General features: G+C 71.5%; 12 protein-coding genes. 6 read left to right on the top strand and 6 right to left on the bottom strand.

Going from position 1 to position 16342, the window contains the following annotated elements; genetic code table 11:
- Nucleotides 1–135 precede the first annotated feature (135 nt).
- Together ACIBF5_RS02035 and ACIBF5_RS02030 are read right to left on the bottom strand one after the other, a co-directional pair.
- Nucleotides 136–1131 carry an aldo/keto reductase family protein gene (locus tag ACIBF5_RS02035; protein WP_396807123.1) on the bottom strand — a complete coding sequence of 332 codons (996 nt, stop codon included), beginning with the start codon at nt 1129–1131 and terminating at the stop codon, nt 136–138.
- Nucleotides 1132–1204: 73 nt separating this feature from the next.
- A complete protein-coding gene (locus ACIBF5_RS02030) occupies nt 1205–4078 on the bottom strand; it encodes a WG repeat-containing protein (protein ID WP_396807121.1) in 2874 nt (957 codons plus the stop codon).
- A gap of 1983 nt (nt 4079–6061) precedes the next feature.
- On the opposite strand from ACIBF5_RS02030, the gene ACIBF5_RS02025 reads away from it, so the two are divergent.
- Genes ACIBF5_RS02025 through ACIBF5_RS02015 form a run of 3 tightly spaced genes read left to right on the top strand, consistent with a single transcriptional unit; the run spans nt 6062 to nt 8767 of the window.
- Nucleotides 6062–6916, top strand: coding sequence for an ABC transporter permease (locus ACIBF5_RS02025; protein ID WP_396807119.1), 855 nt, complete (start codon nt 6062–6064; stop codon nt 6914–6916).
- A complete protein-coding gene (locus ACIBF5_RS02020) occupies nt 6909–7730 on the top strand; it encodes an ABC transporter permease (protein ID WP_396807117.1) in 822 nt (273 codons plus the stop codon). The genes ACIBF5_RS02025 and ACIBF5_RS02020 overlap by 8 nt, the downstream gene beginning before the upstream one ends.
- The gene (locus ACIBF5_RS02015) at nt 7727–8767 is read left to right on the top strand and encodes an ATP-binding cassette domain-containing protein (protein ID WP_396807115.1); all 1041 of its coding nucleotides are present in this window, start codon (nt 7727–7729) and stop codon (nt 8765–8767) included. The genes ACIBF5_RS02020 and ACIBF5_RS02015 overlap by 4 nt, the downstream gene beginning before the upstream one ends.
- Nucleotides 8768–8931: 164 nt before the next feature.
- Here ACIBF5_RS02015 and ACIBF5_RS02010 read toward each other — a convergent pair whose 3' ends face one another.
- From ACIBF5_RS02010 to nadA, 3 genes are all read right to left on the bottom strand, one after another.
- Nucleotides 8932–9546 (bottom strand): DUF3043 domain-containing protein, encoded by a 615-nt coding sequence (locus tag ACIBF5_RS02010; RefSeq protein ID WP_396807113.1) that lies wholly within the window; start codon nt 9544–9546, stop codon nt 8932–8934.
- A gap of 128 nt (nt 9547–9674) precedes the next feature.
- Entirely contained in the window at nt 9675–11030 is a 1356-nt protein-coding gene (murA, locus tag ACIBF5_RS02005; RefSeq protein ID WP_396807111.1) for a UDP-N-acetylglucosamine 1-carboxyvinyltransferase, read from the bottom strand.
- Between the two features lie 236 nt (nt 11031–11266).
- A complete protein-coding gene (gene nadA / locus ACIBF5_RS02000; protein ID WP_396807109.1) occupies nt 11267–12436 on the bottom strand; it encodes a quinolinate synthase NadA in 1170 nt (389 codons plus the stop codon).
- 67 nt (nt 12437–12503) lie between these two features.
- Here nadA and ACIBF5_RS01995 point away from each other — a divergent pair, with 67 nt between their 5' ends.
- On the top strand, nt 12504–13658 hold the full coding sequence (locus ACIBF5_RS01995; RefSeq protein WP_396807107.1) for a glycerate kinase: 1155 nt from the start codon (nt 12504–12506) through the stop codon (nt 13656–13658).
- A gap of 143 nt (nt 13659–13801) precedes the next feature.
- Here the strand turns inward: ACIBF5_RS01995 and ACIBF5_RS01990 are convergent, their stop codons facing one another.
- Complete coding sequence (locus ACIBF5_RS01990; protein WP_396807105.1) at nt 13802–15331, bottom strand: MFS transporter; 1530 nt, start codon at nt 15329–15331, stop codon at nt 13802–13804.
- 87 nt (nt 15332–15418) lie between these two features.
- On the opposite strand from ACIBF5_RS01990, the gene ACIBF5_RS01985 reads away from it, so the two are divergent.
- Together ACIBF5_RS01985 and erpA are read left to right on the top strand one after the other, a co-directional pair.
- Complete coding sequence (locus tag ACIBF5_RS01985) at nt 15419–15814, top strand: MarR family winged helix-turn-helix transcriptional regulator (RefSeq protein WP_396807103.1); 396 nt, start codon at nt 15419–15421, stop codon at nt 15812–15814.
- 111 nt (nt 15815–15925) lie between these two features.
- Entirely contained in the window at nt 15926–16303 is a 378-nt protein-coding gene (gene erpA / locus ACIBF5_RS01980) for an iron-sulfur cluster insertion protein ErpA (RefSeq protein WP_121155962.1), read from the top strand.
- Nucleotides 16304–16342: the final 39 nt, after the last annotated feature.

The raw sequence follows: 16342 nt of genomic DNA, 5'->3' as shown, positions 1-16342 counted from the left end.
CGACCGGATCGGGTTGGGGCCGGGCTTTCCCGGCGGGCCCCCCCCCCCGCGTCGACAACGGTCCGGCAGCCGACCCCTGCGGGTCGGCTGCCGGACCGTTGTCGACGCGGGCTGATCCGGTACGGACCGATTCTGTTACGGGCGGGCCGGGCTCTGGGTCTTGGCCGGGTCGCGTTCGGTGATCGGCGCGACCACCTCGTCGATCGCCTTGAGCAGGTCGGCGTCGAGCTTGACCCCGGCCGCCTTGACGTTGTCCGCGACCTGTTCCGGTCGGCTCGCCCCGACGATCGCCGACGAGACGTTCGGGTTCTGGAGCACCCAGGCGATGGCGAGCTGCGCCATGCTCAGCCCGGCCTGCGCGGCGAGGGGCTTGAGCTGCTGCACGGTGGTGAGCACGTCGTCGGTCATGAACCGGGCGATCATGTTCGCCCCCGACTTCTCGTCGGTGGCCCGGGAACCGGCCGGCGGCGGCTGGCCGGGCAGGTACTTGCCGGAGAGGACGCCCTGGGCGATCGGGGAGAAGACGATCTGGCCGAGGCCGAGTTCCTCGCTCGCCGGCACCACCTCGGCCTCGATCACCCGCCAGAGCATCGAGTACTGCGGCTGGTTGGAGACCAGTTGGATCTTGAGCTGGCGGGCCAACTCGTACGCCTCGCGGATCTGCTCGGCCCGCCACTCCGAGACCCCGATGTAGAGGGCCTTACCCGAGCGTACGACGTCGGCGAAGGCCTCCATCGTCTCCTCGAGCGGGGTGGTGTAGTCGTACCGGTGGGCCTGGTAGAGGTCGACGTAGTCGGTCTGCAACCGGCGCAGCGAGCCGTTGATCGACTCCATGATGTGCTTGCGGGACAGGCCCCGGTCGTTCGGTCCGGGACCGGTCGGCCAGTAGACCTTGGTCAGGATCTCCAGCCCTTCCCGGCGCTGGTCCTGAAGGGCGCGACCGAGTACGGCCTCCGCGCGGGTGCCGGCGTAGACGTCGGCGGTGTCGAACGTGGTGATGCCCTGCTCCAGCGCGGCGTGGACACAGGCGAGAGCGGCATCCTCCTCGATCTGGGAGCCGTGGGTGATCCAGTTGCCGTACGAGATCTCGCTGACCCGGAGACCGGAACGGCCGAGGTGTCGGAAGTCCATGCTCAAACCTTAACTGGTGCCGATCTCGAACGAATGATCGACTGGGGGTGCCGGAATTTCCCGTCGGGCGCGCTCAGAGCACGGGCTTCGTATCCGCCAGCAGACGGTCGATCTCGTCCATCACGTCCGCACGGCTGGCGTGGACCGGGTCGATCAGGAGTTCGCCGCGCCGGTCGAGGGCACCCCACTGGCCGTCCGGGGTGGCGATCAGGAAGGCCACCGGATGGATCACCATTGCCGGGTACGTCGGCGACACGATCACCCGTCCGGTCCGGTCGACCACGCCCTTACGACCGTTCGAGTCGACGATGGCGAGCCCCTCGTCGGTGAAACCCTCGACGTAACGGCCGTCGGTCAGGGCGGTGGCGAAGGCACCGTACCGGGTCGGCAGCACCACCCGACCGGTCTTGTCGACGGCCCCCCAGCCGCCGCGACGAACCGCCGCGATGCCCCGGCGGAACGGCCGTACGTCGTCGCAGCCCTGCCCGATCACCACCTGGTTCGTCTTGTCGATCGCGATCCAACCGCCGGTTCCGTCCCGGGACACCCAGGCCAGGCCGTCGGCGAAGGAACCGACGCCGAGGTAACCGGCGGTCGCCTCGATCAGCGGCTCGCCGGACTCGTCGATCAGTTCCCAGGTACGGGTCTCGGGCCGGCGCACCCAGGCCACCCCGTCGTGGAACGGCTGGGCGTCGGCGTAGCTCGGCGCCACCGCGAGTTCCCCGTCGGGCAGGGCGTAGCCCCAACGCTGCATCTTCTCGCTGAACGTCGGCACCGGTGGCTGGTGCACCTGGAGGATCTCGTCGCGGTCCCGGGGATACGGGCCCCAGCCCTGCTGGGCCACCTTGTTGAACACCGCGTCGAGCGCGAGTTCGGTCCGGGCGATCAGGTCCGGGTCCTCGACCTTGCGCAGTTCGAGCGCCTTCTCGAAGTGGTTGCACGCCTCGATGTAGCGGCCCTGGTCGTAGCAGGAACGGCCGGCGTGCTCATGCATGGTCGCCCGCAGCCGGTCGGGCAGCTCGGAGGAGTTCGCCTCCTCGAAGAGCCGGTCCGCCTCGGCGAAGTCACCCCGCCACTGCAGTACGTGCGCCAACCGCGCCTGGGCGATGGCGATCCGCCGCAGTTGGCCGGTGGCCTCGGCGTGCCCCAGGGCGAGCTTGCCGTCGGCGAGCGCCTTGCCCAGGTCTCCGAGGATCCGGGAGACGACCGCGCGCAGGCTGAGCAGCCTGGCCCGGGTCGGGTCGTCCTGCGCCGGTTCGAGTTTCTCGGTCAACCGGTCGCGGATCGCCCGCAACTCGTCCGGATCCTCGACCAGCTCCCGCAGGGTCTCGTGGTGGAACCGCCAGCCGTACGACGAGAGCACCTGCTCCGGGTCGGCGACCGGGGCCTCGTCCGCCTCGCCCGTGTCGTCCGCCGGGCTCGTCCCGTCCACCGCCGGTTCGTCGGTCGTGATGATCGGAGTCAGCATGGTCGGCGCCCGCAGGGCGGTGGCGGCGCCCGCCGCCGGCCCCTCCGGCGGCGGCAGCACCGTGTCCGGGCTGGCCTCGGCGACCGGTGAGCCGGGTGCGGTGGTGGCCAGCGGTGGACCCGACACGGGCACCGGATCTTCCGGCAGCGGACCCTCGTCCAGCAGCGCGTCCACGGAGTCTGGGTGGGTCCCGGGCACGTCCAGGTGAGCGTTGGCGTTGCTCGGGTTCGATCCGCTGCTCGGCGCGGGTGCCGATGCGGGTGCTGGCTCGCCTGGTGCTGGCTCGCCTGGTGCTGGCTCGCCTGGTGCTGGCTCGCCTGGTGCTGGCTCGCCTGGTGCTGGCTCGCCCGGTGCTGGCTTGCCCGGTGCGGCCGACGTCGGGCCCGACGCGGGGGCGTCGGCGGGAGGGCGCGGGGCGGGTGGACCGGAGACCGGTGCCGCCGGCAGGTCGCCGTCGGTGCTGGCCCGCCCGGGCAGCGGACTCTCCGCCGAGGCGGCCACCACGCCGCCCGTCTCGGGGCCGGTGCCGATGCTCTGGAATGGATCGATCGTGGCGTCATCGTCGGGGACTGCCCGGCCGCCGCCGACCGGTGCGGTGGTGGTGACGGTGGCTTGTGCGGAGGTGTCCGTACCGGTCGAGGTGGCCCCGCTCGACGCGGTCCCCGGGCTGCTCGACGCGGCCTCCGGTTCGGGTGGGTCGCTCGACGGCTCTACCGTCGTGCCGGCCGCCGACGCCGGCTCGGGCCGGGCGGGCGCGACCGGCTCGGTGGGCGTCGGCTCGGCCCGGGTCACTGTTGCCGGCTCGGCCCGGGTCACTGCTGTCGGCGCGGCCGGGGCGGCAGCAACCAGTGGCGGGGCTGCGGGCGGCCAGGCCGGTGCCGGTACGTCCGGTGTGGCCCGGGCCGCCGAGGCAGCGGGCGGCTCGGTGGAGCGCGCCGGTTGCCCGGCGGGGGCGTCCGGCTCGGAGCCCAGGGTGGGACCGGGGCGCGGGGCGGGGACGGGCCGTGCGCTCGGAGGCGCTGGCTCCACCACTTCCGGCTCGGCGCCCTCCGGCTCGACCGGTGCCGGCGGTTGGGTCGGCGTCGGCGCGGGTAGGAACTCCAGGCGCAGCCCGGCCGCCGGGGGCACGGCGACCGGGGGACGGGGCTGGTCGGTCTGTGCCGGTCGTTCGGTCTGCGCTGGTCGTTCGGTCTGCGCTGGTCGTTCGGTCTGTGCCGGTCGTGAGGTCGGTTCCGGGTCGGTCTTCGGCGCCAGCCCGGCGGGGCGGGTCTCCTGGACCTGCGCAGGCTCGATGTTCCGGTCGCCGGTGCGCTGGGCGGGCACCGACGTCTCGGCGGCTTCGGACGGCTGCTTGCGCCGCTCCCGGGGCGGGGTGAACAGGTCGGCACCGCTCAGCAGCGTCTCGCTCGCCACCGGCGGACCGGAGACGGGCACGTCCGACCGGTCCGGGCCTCGGTAGGGCGGCGGAACCTCGGCCATCGGCCAGCCGGAACCGGGTGGTAGTTGACCGTCCCGCCCCGGACCGGCGGCGCGGTCGGGCCCGGCCGGACCATCCGGACGACCGGCGGCGCCACCCGGAGCGGCCATGGGCGGCCGGGGGGCGCCGTCTGGCGCCCGGTTGCCGTCGCGCGGCGGGGGAGGTTCCCGGCGTACGGCCGGACCTCGGTCGGGGGACCAGGTGTCCTCCGGCGCCGGCCCGTTCCCCGTCCGGCGATCGACCGGCGGCGCGACATCGCGTTGGCGGCCCGCGAGGGGCATCTGGAGGCGTGGCGACTCGGTAGTGGACGGATGACCTGCGTCGCCCCGATCAGGGCGGTCGACCGGACCGTCGTGCCAACCCGGGCGGGCCGCACCACGGGGGGCGACCGGCGGGCGGGGCTCGGCGGACCAGTCGGGATCCGTGGGGTGGGGGCGGCCGGCAGGCACGTCGGAGGATGGGAACCGAGGAACGGGCGGGGTCGGCCGGCGGCCCGGCAGCGCCTGGGTCTCCTCGGGAGAGGGGTCCGGCCGCTGGCCGCCCGCGCGGTCGTACGGTCCAGGCCCGCCACGGGGCGCACCGGGGCCCGCGCGGTACGGGGTCTGCTCCCGAGGGTCCCGGTCCGGCCCGCGCCCACCGGTGGGCCGGCCCTGGTCCGGTCGCTGTCGCTGGTCTGGACCGTTGACTGGTCGGTACTCACCGTGACCCGATTCGCCGTGCCCCGGCCCGAGCGGTCCGCCGCGCCCGGGGTCGCCCGGGTACGCAGGGCCGCCCGGGTACGCAGGGCCGCCCGGGTACGCAGGGCCGCCTGGATGCGCTGGGCTGACCGGGTGTGCCGGGCTGATCGGGTGTGCGGGGCTGATCGGGTGCGCCGGGCTGACCGGGTACGCGGAGTTCGGTGGGTAGGCGGGGCTGACCGGGTGTGCCGGGCTGACCGGATGGGCGGAACCCGACGGGTGTGCCGAACTGACCGGGTGTGCCGGGCTTGGCGGCTGGTGCGGGTCCGTCTGGTGTGGTCGGCCTACCGGGCGGACCGGGGGGAGTGGCCCGCCCCAGTGTTCGGCCCGGTCGGGCGCGGGTGGCGTGCCCCAGCCGTCGGCACCAGGCCGCCGCTCCTCCGTTGACGGGCGCCGCTCCTCCACCGGCGGACGTCGACCTTCCACGCCGGGGTGTCGACCTTCCACGCCGGAACGTCGGCCATCTATCCGGGGCGGCTGGTCGTCCATCCGCGTGCGCTGGTCGTCCATCCGGGGCGGCTGGTCTTCGCCGCGAGAGTGCGCGCGGTCGGCGCGGGGCGGCTCGCCCTCCAAGGGCCGGCGCTGGCCCCGCTCCGGCGGCTGACCGTAGCCAGCGGGTTGCCTGTGGCCGGGCGGCTGGTCGTATCCGGCGGGCGGCCCGTAGCCGGACGGGCGGCCGTGGCCCGGGGAGGCGTCCCAGCGCTGTTCGCGTTCCCACCCTTGTTCGCGGTCGCGTCCTTGCTCCCGTTCCCACCCCTGTTCGCGTCCGTACCGCTGGGATGGACCCTGTTCGGGACCAGGACTGCGGCCAGAGGGGGACGTCGGACCGTGTCCCCCCTGCTGGCCCCGCGGGTGGCTGGAGTACGGCTCGTGGGGGTGTGACGACTGGTCGTCGGGGGACGGGACCTCGGCCCGTCCGGAGATGACCGACGCGCGCCCCGAAGGGCGGTGTGGCGGGCGCTTCGGCCCCGGGTCGCCGGGATAGCGTTGGCCAGGGAAAGCGGGCTGCCACTCCGTGGTCGGCTCGACCATCCAGGAGGGCTCGGGCGGCTCGCCCCAGCGGTCGCGGTAGCGATCAGTCACGATGCAACCCCGCAGAGGTGGGGCGTGCGGCGCGGCCGTTTGAACGGCTCGCGTCGCTCGCTCACGGCGGTGTCACCTCGTCGGAAAATTCTCACTGGGCAGCCGGGGATTCCGGATATTGTTCCCCGGCTCGCGGCAGCTTGGTTGCGGAAGGAGGGTAACGGCGTGGGTCCGCTCACCGCCACTGTGCCACCGCTGATCGGTAGAAACATCATCCTCTGGTTCCGGACATTTACTGCCATAACCGGATCAGGGTACCGTTGTTATTCGACGTACCGCCAGGCGACGTTCGCCGGCGCCTTCACCAATATCGTCTTCGGGTTCCTGCACTGCTACGTCTTCCTCGCCGTCGCCACCGGCGCGGGAGGCCGGGCGGGCGGTTACGACAGCAGACAACTGGCCACCTTCGTCTGGGTCGGACAGGGACTCCTCGCCGTCGTGGGACTCTGGGGCTGGAGCGACCTGGCTGATCGGATCCGGACTGGCGATGTCGCCAGCGACCTGCTTCGGCCGGTCTCCCCGGTGGTCAGCTACCTCGCCACCGACCTGGGCCGGGCGGCGCACGCGGTGCTCACCCGTTTCGTCCCGCCAGTGCTCACCGGCCCGATCTTCTTCGACGTCTACCTGCCGACCCGCTGGCCGACCGTACCGCTCTTCCTGCTCTCCATGGTGCTGGCGGTGGTTCTCTCGTTCGCTGGCCGCTACCTGGTCAACGCCTCCGTCTACTGGCTCGCGGACGTACGCGGACCGATGCTGCTCTGGACCCTCTGCTCCGGCATCCTGGCCGGCCTCTACTTCCCGCTGCGCTTCCTGCCGGACTGGGCCTTCACGACGATCTGGCTGGCCACCCCCTTCCCGAGCATGATGCAGACACCGCTGGACGTGCTGGTCGAGCGGGACGAAGCGCCGGTGCAGGCCGGGCTCGTCGGCCTGCAACTCTGCTGGGTCGGGGCGGCCCTGTTCGCCTGCGTCGTCGTGCAGCGGCGGGCGGAACGGCGACTGGTCGTGCAAGGTGGCTGACCGGGCACGAACGGCCGGACCGGCGGCGGGCTACCTGGCACTGCTGCGCGGACAGGCGCGGTCCCAGGCGTCGTACCGCACCTCGTTCGTCGTCGACCTGGTCAGCAACGTCGGCGCCACCGTCTTCGACGTGCTCACGGTCCTGGTGCTGTTCCAGGTGACCCGGACCCTGGGAGGTTTCGACGTACGGGAGGCGATGGTCATGGTCAGCCTCTCCGCCTGCTCCTTCGCCACCGCCGACCTGGCCGTCGGCAACATCGAGCGGGTCCGCCAGTACGTCCGGACCGGGTTGATGGACGCGGTCCTGGTCCGCCCGCTCGGCGCGTTGCCGCAGTTGTTGCTGATGGACCTGCCGCTGCGCAAGGTGTCCCGTGCCCTGTTCGGGCTCGCCGTGCTGACCGTCGCGGCAAGCTCCGCCGGAATCGACTGGACCCCGGGGCGGGTGCTGCTGGTCGTCGTCGCCCCGCTGGCCGGAGCGGTCTTCTTCGGCTCGATCTTCGTGGCCTCGGCGACCCTGGCGTTCTGGTGGATCGACTCGGGCGAGATCGGGAACGCGTTCACCTACGGTGGTCGGGACTTCACCGCGTACCCGGTGACCGTCTACGGTGGATGGTTCCGGGCAATTTTCGCGTACGGCCTGGGGTTCGCCTTCGTGGCCTACTACCCGGCGCTGGCCCTGCTCGGCCGGGCCGACCCGCTCGGCCTGCCGGCCTGGGCCGGGTGGGCCGCGCCGGGCGTCGCGGTCCTGGCGGCGTTGGGCGCCGCCGCCGTCTGGCGGACCGGCATCAGACACTACCGGAGTACGGGGTCATGAGCGACGTCATCGAAGTGCGCGGGCTGCGCAAGGAGTTCACGGTACGGGTCAAGAGCGGCCGGCTGCGTCGGACGAAGAAGATCATCCCCGCCGTCGACGGGGTGGATCTGACCGTGGCGCGGGGCGAGATGATCGGTTACATCGGCCCGAACGGCGCGGGCAAGTCCACCACGCTGAAGATGCTCACCGGTGTGCTGATGCCCTCCGCAGGGGAGGTACGCGTCTGCGGGCTCGTCCCGGTGGCCCAGCGCACCCGGCTGGCGTTGCGTATCGGCGTGGTCTTCGGCCAGCGTTCGCAGCTCTGGTGGGACCTGCCGCTGCGCGACTCGTTCGACCTGCTGCGGCACATCTACCGGGTGCCGGCCGCCGACCACGCGGCCCGGCTGCGCCGCTGCCGGGACCTGCTCGACCTCGACGGTTTCCTCGACATCCCGGTACGCCAGCTCTCGCTGGGCCAGCGGATGCGCGGCGAGCTGACCGCCGCCCTGCTGCACGGGCCGGAGGTGCTCTTCCTGGACGAGCCGACCATCGGGCTGGACCTGGTGAGCAAGCAGGCGGTCCGGGAGTTCCTGGGCGAGTTGGGCCGGGCCGGTGACACGACCCTGCTGCTCACCACGCACGACCTGGCCGACATCGAGCGCCTCTGTCGACGGCTGGTGGTGATCGATCACGGTCAGGTGGTGCACGACGGCGACATCGAGGCGTTGCACGCCCGGTACGGTTCCCGGCGCCTGGTCGTGGTCGACTTCGACGAGCCGTTGGCGGAGGCGCCGGTGCTGCCGGGTGCGCCGGTGTTGCGGGTCGAGGCGGACGGTCGCCGGCTCGTCTTCGAACTGGAGTCGGCGACCGCCGGTGCGGTGGTGGCGCGGCTGGCCGGGCTCGCCACGCTCCGCGACCTCGCGATCGTCGAGCCGGACATCGAGGACGTGGTCAGCCGCCTCTACCAGGCCCCGGCGCCCCCGGTCGTCGCACCGACACAGCCGGGTAAGGAAGGGCCCCTTGTTATCGGATTCGGTAGAGGAAGGGCCCCTTCCTAACGGCGCTGCGGGCGTGATGCCACGGCGGGGGCAGAGACGGGCAGGCGACTCGGCGGCGCGCTGGGAGGAGTCGAGCAGCATCACCACGACGATGCCGACGACCACCGTGAGCGGTGCGGCGGCGCGGACCGCCCGGGAGGGTGGCGCCCCGGGACGGGACGGGTCTAGATCTTCTCGCCGATCTTGACCTGGGGGGCCGGTGCCCGCATCCGGCGGAAGGTGATCCCGCGCATGATCGCGTAGAGGTAGAGCGAACCCATCCGTACCTCGGTCTTGGGGAACCGCCGCTGGACCAGGTTCTTGATCTTGCGCGAGATCAGGATCGAGTCGATCACCACGCCGAGGGCGAGGGCGCCCCAGAGCAGGTTCGAGATCAGCTGTACGGCCGGCGGCATCACAGCCGACGAGCCGAGCACCACGATCAGGGCGCCACCGAAGAACCAGGTGCCGACCGTGCGACGGGAGTCGACCACGTTGCGGGCCAGCAGCTTCTCCGGACCCCGGTCCCGAGGACCGCCCTCACGGCGGAACTCGGCCGCCGCCTCGGCCCGCGCGACCCGGCGACGCTCCCGCGCCTCCTGCTTGTTCGCCGGTGGCCTCGTCTCCACGGCACCCGGTCGACGCCCGGCACTGGGACGCTTCGGCGTCTCCTTGCCGAGCTCCTTCTTGCTGGGTGTGTAGCCCCGGGAGCGGGCGGCTTCGGTCGCCTCGTCGGTCGTCACCTGGGTGACGTTCTCCTCGACAAGGTCGGTGGACTTACGGCGAAACAACGACGGCACGGATGAAGGGTAGCGGGCGGCTGACGCCTCCCACACATCACGGTGCGGGAGGCGTCGGTGCGGGCCCGTGCGGCGGTGCGGAGAACGGTGCGAAACCGCCCTCCGGCACCGCCGATGTGCCAGACGGGTTACGGACGCTCGACGTGGGCGCCGAGGTCGGAGAGCTTCGCCTCGAAGTCCTCGTACCCACGGTTGATCAGGTCGACGCCGTACACCCGGGAGGTGCCCTCGGCGGCGAGCGCGGCGATCAGGTGGCTGAACCCGGCCCGCAGGTCGGGGATGACCAGATCGGCGGCGTGCAGCTTGCTCGGCCCCGCGATGACCGCCGAGTGCTTGAAGTTGCGTCGGCCGAACCGGCACGGGGTGCCGCCCAGGCAGTCGCGGTAGACCTGGATGGTGGCGCCCATCTTGTTCAGAGCCTCGGTGTAGCCGAGCCGCTGCTCGTACACCGTCTCGTGGACGATCGACAGGCCCCGGGCCTGGGTCAGCGCGACCACCAGCGGCTGCTGCCAGTCGGTCATGAACCCCGGGTGTACGTCGGTCTCCAGCGCGACCGCCTGGAGCTCCCCGCCCGGGTGCCAGAACCGGATGCCGCCCTCCTGGCCGGGCGAGCCCAGCTTCGGCGGACGGGCGTCGGTGACCTCGTACGCGCCGCCCACCGAGCGGAACACGTTCAGGAAGGTCATCATGTCGACCTGCTCGGCACCGAGCACCTCGACGTCACCGCCGGTGGCGAGCGCCGCCGCGGCCCAGCTCGCCGCCTCGATCCGGTCCGGGATGGGGCGGTGGGTGTAGCCGGTCAACCGGGGTACGCCCTGGATCTCGATCACCCGGTCCGTGTGGACCTTGATGATCGCGCCCATCTTCTGCAGGATCGCGATCAGGTCGACGATCTCCGGCTCCACCGCCGCGTTGCGCAGCTCGGTGACGCCCTCGGCCATCACGGCGGTGAGCAGCACCTGCTCGGTCGCCCCGACGCTCGGGTACGGCAGCTCGAACTTGGTGCCGTGCAGACCGCTCGGTGCGGTCAGGTGCATGCCCTCCGGCGCCTTGTCGACGATGGCGCCGAACTGCCGCAGGGCCTGGATGTGGAAGTCGATCGGCCGCGGGCCGATGTGGCAACCACCGAGGTCGGGGATGAACGCGTGGCCGAGTCGGTGCAGCAGCGGCCCGCAGAACAGGATCGGGATGCGGCTCGAACCGGCGTGCACGTTGATCTCGTCGGTGGTGGCGCTCTCCACGTTCGCCGGGTCGAAGACCAGCTCGCCGTCCTCGTCGCCGTCGCTGACCTTCACACCGTGAAGTTCCAGCAGTCCGCGGACGATTTCGACGTCGCGGATACGCGGCACGTCGTACAGGCGGCTCGGAGTGTCGCCGAGCAGGGCGGCGACCATCGCCTTCGAGACCAGATTCTTGGCGCCGCGGACCCGGATCTTCCCCGAGAGCGGGGTACCTCCGTGTACGACCAGAACGTCGTCGGTCAACGCAACCTCCAGCGGATAGGTGCTGCCGGGTTAAGGGGTGCGGGGCGGCTGAGCGTCAGTCACGGCCGTAGCCCGCCGGGGGCGCAGCCGCACTACGTACGACTGGCTCTGTGTCGCCTGGGCAGCATAGCGCTCCGTGACCGAAATGGCGTTGGTCACCCCGACTTAGATGGCATGAAATCGGGACGTCCGCGCTTATCGGTACAGCAACCGTTACTTTCAGTGATTGGCTCAGGTCATGGCAGTGCGAGCATCTGGTCCAGTGCCACCCGAGCGTGGTGAGCGGTGTCCGGATCCACCGTGATCTGGTTGACGACCCGCCCCGCCACCAGTTCTTCGAGGGCCCAGACCAGGTGCGGCAGGTCGATCCGGTTCATCGTCGAGCAGTAGCAGACGGCCCGGTCCAGGAACATGATCTGTTTGTCCGGGTGTGCGTTGGCGAGCCGGCGTACGAGATTCAGCTCCGTGCCGACCGCCCAGGCCGAGCCCGCCGGCGCCGCCTCGATCATCTTGATGATGTACTCGGTCGATCCGACGTAGTCGGCCGCCGTCACCACCTCGTAGCGGCACTCCGGGTGGACCAGCACGTTCACCCCGGGCACCCGCATCCGGACCTCGTTCACGCTCTCCAGCGTGAACCGGCCGTGTACGGAGCAGTGCCCCCGCCACAGGATCATCTTGGCCTCGCGCAACTGCTGCGCGGTCAGCCCGCCACCGGGCTTGTGCGGGTCGTAGAGCACACAGTCGCCCGTCTCCAGCCCCATCTCCAGCACCGCCGTGTTGCGGCCCAGGTGCTGGTCGGGCAGGAAGAGCACCCGCTGGCCCCGCTCGAACGCCCAGCGCAGCGCCCGTTCGGCGTTGGAGGAGGTGCAGACCACACCGCCGTTGCGCCCGACGAAGCCCTTGATGTCCGCCGACGAGTTCATGTACGTCACCGGCACCGTCGAACCGGCGACGCCCAACTCCTCCAGCAGCTCCCAGGCCATCTCGACCTGCGGCAGCGCGGCCATGTCCGCCATCGAGCAGCCCGCGGCCAGGTCCGGCAGGATGACCCGCTGCCTGTCGCTGGTGAGGATGTCGGCGCTCTCGGCCATGAAGTGCACGCCGCAGAAGAGGATGTACTCCGCGTCCGGCCGGGCGGCGGCCTCGCGGGCCAGCTTGAACGAGTCGCCGGTCACATCGGCGAACTGGATCACCTCGTCGCGCTGGTAGTGGTGGCCGAGCACGAAAACCCGCTGGCCGAGTTTGGCCTTGGCCGCGGTGGCACGGGCCACCAGGTTGGGGTCACTCGGCGGGGGAAGCTCCCCTGGACAGTCCACCCCACGCTCGCTGTCCGGGTCGGTTCCGCGACCCAGCAGGAGCAGGGCGGCAGCGGTGTTTGACGGCTCTACCCAGGTCGAAGTCACGTCCTCCATGCTCCCACAGCGCGGGCCGCCCGCAGCGCCGGCCGATGTGGGCTGCCACACTGCCGTGATGCGGGTTCTGATCTGTCCAGACAAATTCGCCGGTACCCTCTCCGCCCCCGAGGTGGTCGCCGCGGTGATCGCGGGGTGGCACGACACCGCGCCAGGGGACCAGATGGTCGCCCGGCCGCTGGCCGACGGCGGTCCGGGCTTCGTCGAGGTGCTCGCCAGCGCGGTGGCCGGGCGCCGGCTGCCGGTGCCGACCGTCGATCCGCTCGGCCGCCCGGTCGAGGGAGAGATCCTTATCACTGATCTTGATGGTGCCGGTGGTGGACCCACCGCGTACGTGGAGAGCGCCCAGGCGTGCGGCCTGCACCTGCTCACCCCCGACGAGCGCGACCCGAAGGCCACCACCTCGTACGGCCTGGGCCTGCTGGTCGCGGCTGCGGTCGAGGCGGGAGCCCGCCGGGTGGTGATCGGGCTCGGCGGCTCGGCAACCAACGACGCCGGCGCCGGTCTGCTCGCCGCACTCGGCGCCGCCCCGCTCGACGAGACCGGCCACGCCCTGCCGTACGGGGGAGCGGTGCTCACCGCCGCCGCGTCGCTGGGCGGCGCACCCCGGCTCCGGGAGGTGGAACTGGTCGCCGCGACCGACGTCGACAACCCGTTGACCGGCCTGCACGGCGCCTCGAACGTGTACGGCCCGCAGAAGGGCGCCAGCCGGGAGGACGTACTGCTGCTCGACTCCGCGCTGGAGCGCTTCGCGGTGGTGCTGGAGCGGGAACTGTCGACCTGCCCACCGGAGTTGGCCGCGCTGCCCGGTGCTGGTGCGGCCGGCGGTCTCGGCGCGGCGATCCTCGCCCTGGGCGGCCGGTGCGAGTCAGGAATCAAGCTGGTCAGCGACATGATCGACCTGGAGACCGCGCTGGACGAGGCGGATCTCGTGATCACCGGCGAGGGCTCGTTCGACCACCAGTCGCTGCGCGGCAAGGTGGTCGCCGGCATCGCCGGAGCGGCCCGGGACCGGGGCGTGCCCTGCGTGGTGCTCGCCGGCCGGGTCAGCACGGGACGGCGGGAGGCGGCGGCGGCCGGGGTGACCGAGGCGTACAGCCTGGTCGACCACTTCGGTGGCGAGGAACACGGCGGGGTCGAGCGGGCCATGACCCGTCCCGCCGAGGGCCTGCGGGAGGTCTCCGCCCGCCTGGCCCGCCAATGGAGCCGCTGAGAAGTAAGGAAGGGCCCCTTGTTATCGCTTTTTGTATAACAAGGGGCCCTTCCTAACCGGCGCGGCCCGCCGAACGCCGGCCGCCGGTGGCGCGGCCTGCCTGCCGCCGGTGGCGCGGTGGCGGCGGGAACGCGGCGGGGTGGTTAGGCGGCGCGGCGGCCGATGCGCTGCAGTTCCACCTGGCGGTAGTCCGAGGCTGCTTCGTCGGTGGTGACGGTGTCCCGGTGTCGGCTCCGTCGGCCCAGGAGGCCGATCGCCGCGATCACCAGCCCGAACACGGCGATCCCGCTGACCAGCCCGATCGCCGGGTAGAACGAGTCTGGCACCTGCCCGGGCAGGGGCGCGTCGCTGGCCAGGATCGCGGTGACCCCGGCCAGGGCGATCGCCCCGCCGATCTGGAACGCGGTCTGGACCAGCCCGGAGGCGAGCCCCTGTTCCTCGTCAGCCACCCCGGAGGTGGCCTGGATGTTCAGCGTCGGGAAGGCCAGGGCGAAGCCGGCACCGAGCAGCAGCATGGTGGGCAGGATCACGCTGAAGTAGCGGGCCTCCCCGCCGATGCGGAGGAAGAGCAGGTACGCGGCGAGGAAGGCGACGAACCCGCCAGCCACCACCGGGGCGGTGCCGAACCGGTTGACCAGTGCGCCGGTCCGGGGGCCGCCGAAGGCGACGATCAGCCCGGCAGGCAGGAAGGCGAGCGCCATTTCCAGCGGCGACCAGCCGAGCACCACCTGCACGTAGAGCGTGCCGATGAACTGGAAGCCGATGTAGGAGCCGGTCACCGCGAGCGCGCCGAGGTTGGCCCGGACAAGTGTCCGGTTGCGCAGGATGCCGAGGCGTACCAGCGGGTGGGCGACCCGTCGTTCGATCGCCACGAAGGCGGCGATCAGCGCCGCGACCAGGGCGAAGGAGCCGAGCGTACGGCCGGAGGCCCAGCCGACGTTCGGCGCCTGGACGACGGCGTACACCAGCAGCAGTAACGCCGCGGTGGAGGTGGCCGCGCCGCCGAGGTCGTAGCCGGCGCCGGACGGGCGCTCGGTGCGGTGACGCGGGATGAGCTTGATGCCGGTGATCAGGATCAGCAGGGCGATCGGGGCGGGCAGCAGGAAGGTCCAGCGCCAGCCGGCCTCGGTCAGCAGTCCGCCGAGGATCAGTCCCATCGAGAAGCCGCTGGCCCCACAGGCGGTGTAGAAGCTCAGCGCGCGGTTGCGGGCCGGCCCCTCGTGGAACGTGGTGGTGATGATCGACAGGCCGGCCGGTGCGGTGAAAGCGGCGGCGACGCCCTTGATGAACCGGGTGCCGATCAGCAGGTTCGGGTCGTCGACCAGGCCGCCGAGCAGGGATGCGACGGCGAAGACGCCGATCGCCCAGAGGAAGACCCGGCGCCGGCCGAGCAGGTCGGCGGCGCGGCCACCGAGCAGCAGCAGGCCGCCGTAGCCGAGTACGTAGCCGCTGACGATCCATTGCAGGGCGGAGTTGGAGAGGCCGAGGTCGGCCTGGATCGAGGGCAGTGCCACGCCGACCATCGAGACGTCGAGGCCGTCGAGAAAGAGCGCGCCACAGAGTACGAGCAGCGTGCCGTAGAGGCGGGGAGTCATCCGTGGTCCGCCGCTGGTCGTGTCCGGCGGGGACAGCCGGGATGGTGGCCCGCTATCGGGCGTGGTGGAGAGTGCCATGCGGAGTAACTTACTTGCACGCGCATCTAATGCACAAACAATAAGTGCTTGCGCACATGTTGCTTGAGCATGTGGTACGATGCCGCCGTGTCCGAGGACGACCTGCTAGTCACCGAATGGCTCCAACTCGCCAACCGGTATGCGGCGGTTTCGTGCGCACTCGAACGCGAGCTACAGGACCGACACGGGCTTGGTATGAGCGAGTTTGAGGTGATCGACCGGCTCGCCACGAGCGCGGCGGCCAAACTCCGCATGCAGGAGTTGGCCGAACTGGTACATCTGAGTCAGAGTGCGTTGAGTCGGGCGGTGGCCCGGCTGGAACGGGGCGGGCTGGTCTGCCGGGCCCTCTGCGAGCAGGACCGGCGTGGCGTCTTCGTCACGCTCACCGACGCCGGGCGGCAGCGGCAGGAAGAGGCCCGGCCCACACGCCGGGCGGTGCTGGAGACGAGTCTCGGGTCGGCGCCAGTGCCGGCAACCGGGTGACCCGCACCTCATCGACCTACAATTAGATCCGAACCACATTGGGAATGGCCGGTCAGAAGGCTAGCGTTGGCCAGTACGGACCCAAGACACCGTCGCAGGGGAGACTTTCACGTGACCACGCCAGTGCAGACCGAGTCGACTGAGTCGACCGAGGCAAAGGCCCCAAGCACCATCGTCCTCACCGACATCGCGGCGCAGAAGGTCAAGGCCCTGATCGAGCAGGAAGGCCGCGACGACCTGCGGCTGCGGGTCGCCGTACAGCCCGGTGGCTGCTCCGGCCTGCGGTACCAGCTCTTCTTCGACGAGCGCTCGCTCGACGGTGACGTCGTCAACGACTTCGACGGTGTCGAGGTTGTCGTCGACCGGATGAGCGCCCCGTACCTGGCCGGTGCGAAGATCGACTTCGCCGACCGGATCGACGCCCAGGGCTTCACCATCGACAACCCGAACGCGCAGAACTCCTGCGCCTGCGGCGACTCGTTCCACTAGCCCGACCGCGGTCGCGAGACCGCCACGCACGTACGAACG

It is taken from the genome of Micromonospora sp. NPDC050417 (assembly GCF_044458865.1).
In the GTDB taxonomy this organism is placed as follows: Bacteria; Actinomycetota; Actinomycetes; order Mycobacteriales; family Micromonosporaceae; genus Micromonospora_G.
This window is presented reverse-complemented; position numbering and strand designations above follow the sequence as displayed.